4 protein-coding genes and 1 tRNA gene are annotated in these 3,620 nt (G+C 66.6%); 4 read left to right on the forward strand and 1 reads right to left on the reverse strand.

The annotated features are described in order from the left end of the window. The first annotated feature begins 170 nt into the window (after nt 1-170). On the forward strand, nt 171-335 hold the full coding sequence (locus CCS01_RS33770; protein ID WP_158258426.1) for a hypothetical protein: 165 nt from the start codon (nt 171-173) through the stop codon (nt 333-335). Nucleotides 336-615: 280 nt separating this feature from the next. Here the strand turns inward: CCS01_RS33770 and CCS01_RS16095 are convergent. Continuing rightward, nucleotides 616-690: transfer RNA gene (locus CCS01_RS16095), tRNA-Gly, on the reverse strand. Between the two features lie 127 nt (nt 691-817). Here CCS01_RS16095 and CCS01_RS16100 point away from each other — a divergent pair. From CCS01_RS16100 to CCS01_RS16110, 3 genes are read left to right on the forward strand one after another with little or no spacing between them, the layout of a single operon-like run. Next, entirely contained in the window at nt 818-2,164 is a 1,347-nt protein-coding gene (locus CCS01_RS16100; protein ID WP_204848310.1) for an LLM class flavin-dependent oxidoreductase, read from the forward strand. A gap of 15 nt (nt 2,165-2,179) precedes the next feature. Further along, nucleotides 2,180-2,794 carry a glutathione S-transferase family protein gene (locus CCS01_RS16105; RefSeq protein ID WP_104519807.1) on the forward strand — a complete coding sequence of 205 codons (615 nt, stop codon included), beginning with the start codon at nt 2,180-2,182 and terminating at the stop codon, nt 2,792-2,794. A 4-nt stretch (nt 2,795-2,798) separates the two neighbouring features. Then, on the forward strand, nt 2,799-3,353 hold the full coding sequence (locus CCS01_RS16110) for a histidine phosphatase family protein (protein WP_104519808.1): 555 nt from the start codon (nt 2,799-2,801) through the stop codon (nt 3,351-3,353). The last annotated feature ends 267 nt before the right edge of the window (nt 3,354-3,620 follow it).

Raw genomic sequence — 3,620 nt, forward strand, 5'->3', positions numbered from 1 at the left:
TCGAGGCCTTCATCGCCTACTTCAACCGCACCCTCGCCAAGCCGTTCAAGTGGACCATGACCGGCAAGCCGCTCGCTGCGTGAGCGGCCGTCGAAATGGGGTTCGTTCTTCCGGCGAGGTGTACTAGTCGGCAAAGATGATAAAGCCGGAGCCCAACATGCAGGTGATTTGTGAATGCAAGCTTTTCGGGCTTCGCACACACCTCAAAGCCGATGGCCTATACGTTGGATACGGCGGTCGGCGGCTTCTGGGCGGGGCGTGGTTCCGAATGGCTGTCGGAGTCGCCGCGCTCGGTTCTGGCAAAACGTCAGGCGATCAAGGAGCGTGACGCATGAAACCTTCGCTTCCGCCAATTGATCCGGGGCACCCTTTTGGGGGCGATGATAGCGGCTGCTGCTGGGGCGACGGCGCGCAAATCCTGGGTCTGGCGTGGTGCCAGATATGGCCGCGTGGCACGGCATCCCGAGTCTCAGACACCCCCACGGCATTCGAACGCCCGCCACGGCTCGCTTCCCGCTGCTTCCCCAGTGCTTCCCCGAATATCGCCCGGAGGCCGGGGAAGCAAAAGGCGGTCCCGAAGGACCGCTCTAACTCGCTGATTTCTTTGAGAAAATCTGGAGCGGGCGAAGGGATTCGAACCCTCGACCCCAACCTTGGCAAGGTTGTGCTCTACCCCTGAGCTACGCCCGCGCTCCGTTCGGGTGGGCCGCCTTCTAGAGGGGTTCGCCGGACAATGCAAGCACCCTCCCGTCACAAATTTCACCTTTTCCCACCCCGGGTATAGGCTCCCCGCACAACAGCGGGGGAAACCAGCACCATGCGCCAGATGATCCTGGTCGGCTTTCTGCAGGCGCAGAACTGCACCAACTTCGTTGGCTCCTGGCGCCACCCGCTGGCCAGCCAGGATTTCACCGCCCCCGCCTATTACCGCCGCATCGGCCGCGCGCTGGAGGCCGGCAAGTTCCACCTCGGCTTCTTCGACGATCGCCTCGCCATGCCCGACCTCTACGGCGGCGACCACGCCCACACCGTCGCCAACGGCATCCGCTGCGTGAAGATGGACCCGATCACCGTCCTGACCGTCATGGGCATGGCCACCGAGCGGCTCGGCCTCGGCGCCACCTGCTCCACCACCTATTACGAGCCGTTCCACGTCGCCCGCGTCTTCGCCACGCTCGACCTGATGACCGACGGCCGCGCCGCCTGGAACATCGTCACCTCGATGAACGACGGCGAGGCGCTGAACATGGGCCACGCCGCCCACGACGACCACGACCGCCGCTACGACCGTGCCGACGAGTTCATGCAGGTCGTGCTGGGCCACTGGGACTCCTGGGAAGACGGCGCCATCGTCGCCGACAGGGCCACCGGCCTGTTCGCCCACCCGGAGAAAGTCCACCGCCTGGACCACCAGGGCGATTTCTTCCGTTCCCGCGGGCCGTTCACCGTGCCGCGCTCGGCGCAGGGCCATCCGGTGCTGATCCAGGCCGGCCAGAGCGGCCGCGGCCAGCGCTTCGCCGCCCGCTGGGCCGAGCTGGTCTTCGTCGCCTACCATGGCCTGTCCCAGGCGCAGCGCGACTACGCGTCGTTCAAGGCCCAGGTCGCCGCCGCTGGCCGCGATCCGGACAGGACCTTCGTCTGCGCCGGCGTCTATCCCGTCGTCGCCGAAACCCGCGCCGAGGCGGAAGACCACGCCGCCCTGATCGACTCCCTGCCCAGGGAAATCGACAGCCTGTCGCTGCTGTCCGAGGTGATGAACTTCGACTTTTCGAAGCAGCCGATCGATGAGCCGTTCACGCAGGAGCAACTCGACAGTTGGACCGGCGTGCAGGGCATGCGCGACCGCATCCGCCGCGAGCTTGGCGGCCGCCTGCCGACGCCGCGCGACTTCATCGCCATCACCCGCCGCGGCACCTTCCACGATCATCCGCGCTTCATCGGCAGCCCGAAGGACGTCGCCGACGGGCTGGAGGAATGGTTCACCACCCGCGCCTGCGACGGCTTCGTCGTCGCCGCCTCCCACGTGCCGGGCGCCTATGAGGATTTCTCCCGTCTCGTTGTCCCCGAACTGCAACGCCGCGGCCTGTTCCATCTGGACTACACCGGCGCTACTCTGCGGGAGAATCTTGGACTCGATCGTCCAGCGGTCGGGGCCTGGCGATAGCACAGGGAGAGAAGCATGAAGCTGTATTACGCCCCGGGCGCCTGCTCCATTGGCATCCACACCCTGCTCGAGGAAATCGGCAAGCCGTATGAAACCGAGCGGGTGGACCTGCGCCAGGGCGCGCAACACCAGTCCGCCTACACCGCGGTGAACCCGAAATCCAAGGTGCCGACGCTGCTGCGCGACGACGGCTCGGTGCTGACCGAATATCCCGCCATCGCTTACTGGCTGGCCCGCACCAATCCCTATGCCAACCTGCTGCCCGACGACATCGACCTTCAGGCCCGGGTGCTGGAACTGACCGACTACGTCGTCGCCACCATCCACATGCAGGGGTTCGGCCGCCTGATCCGCCCCTCGGGCTTCGGCCCGAGCGCCGCGGACGAGGATGCGGTGAAGGCGCGCGGCCGGGAAATCGTCGAACGCGGCTTCGCCCTGCTCGACCAGGCGCTGGCCGGCAAGGACTACGCAGTCGGACAGTTCTCGTTCGCCGACACGGCGATCTTCTACATCGAGTTCTGGTCCCAGCGCTTCGGCATCACCCTGCCGCCGAACTGCGCCGCCCACCTGCAGCGCATGCTCGCCCGGCCGTCGGTGCAGCGCATGCTGCAGCAGGAAGGCCTGGCCTGATCCCATGAGCACCATGCACCCCGTCGCGTTCTGGTTCCTGCGGCACGGCGAGACGGACTGGAACGCCCAGGACCTGTCACAGGGCAGCGTCGACGTTCCGCTGAACGAGACCGGGCTGGCGCAGGCTCGGTCCGCCGCGCTGCTGCTGCGCGACCGCGGCATCGTCAGCCTGATCTGCTCGCCGCTGTCACGCGCCAGGGCGACGGCGGATATCGTGGCGTCCTCCCTGGGGCTGCCCGTGCAGATCGAGCACGACCTGCGGGAGGTCGCCTTCGGCGTGCAGGAAGGCAAGCCGATGACGGAATGGTTCACCGACTGGGTGCTGGGCCGTTTGACGCCGGCAGGGGGAGAGAGTTTTGCCGCACTGACGCAACGCTCGGTCGCGGTGCTCAACCGCTGCACCCAGCGTCCCCCCGTGGTCCTGGTGGTCGGCCATGGCGGAATGTTCCGCGCCTTGCGGGCTGCCATGGGGCACGAGCCGAACGTGCGGACCCGCAACGGCGTGCCGGTCTGGTGCGAGCCGCCGCCGGATGGGAAAGGCGCGTGGACGGTTACCTAAGCCTCCTGACCCGAAGCGCCGCTGCGGCACCAGGTCCGTTACGTTTTCGTCATGGCCGGGCGTGTCCCGGCCATCCACCCCCCCATCGTCGAAGCGCAGATGGCCGGGACACACCCGGCCATGACGAGAGCAAGCGGACCTTATACCAACGGCCCTATCCGGTGACCGTTATTGCTGCCCATTTGCGCTGGGTCAGGGAAGCAATCCGTTCCGGCATTTGCATGAGCTTGTTCCAGGCCTCGCAGCAGGCATCGACAACCGCCTTGT

The organism is Rhodopila globiformis, from assembly GCF_002937115.1.
GTDB lineage: Bacteria > Pseudomonadota > Alphaproteobacteria > Acetobacterales > Acetobacteraceae > Rhodopila > Rhodopila globiformis.